This is a genomic window from Calyptranema fuscum S582, assembly GCF_055793305.1.
This window is the reverse complement of record NZ_JBSLYH010000151.1, coordinates 1-282: the sequence shown is the minus strand read 5'-3', so window position 1 is coordinate 282 and position 282 is coordinate 1. Positions and strand designations below refer to the sequence as shown.

The 282-nt window shown below is 59.2% G+C and carries 1 protein-coding gene; it reads left to right on the top strand.

Going from position 1 to position 282, the window contains the following annotated elements; all coding sequences use genetic code 11:
• A partial coding sequence (locus ACR6Z4_RS32275; RefSeq protein ID WP_479721410.1) for a tetratricopeptide repeat protein occupies positions 1-282 on the top strand: 282 nt, incomplete at both ends.

Below are 282 nucleotides of genomic sequence, written 5' to 3'. Positions count from 1 at the left end.
AAAGCCTATCAGCAGTCGCTGGAGGTGATGACGCGCGAGGCGATGTCGGTGGAGTGGGCGACATTGATGAATAATCTGGCAACCGCTTACAAGAACCGCATCCGGGGTGATCGTGCCGACAACATCGAGGCTGCGATCAAAGCCTATCAGCAGTCGCTGGAGGTGAGGACGCGCGAGGCGATGCCGGTGGAGTGGGCGCAATCGATGAATAATCTGGCAACCGCTTACTCTGACCGCATCCGGGGTGATCGTGCCGACAACATCGAGGCTGCGATCGCTGCC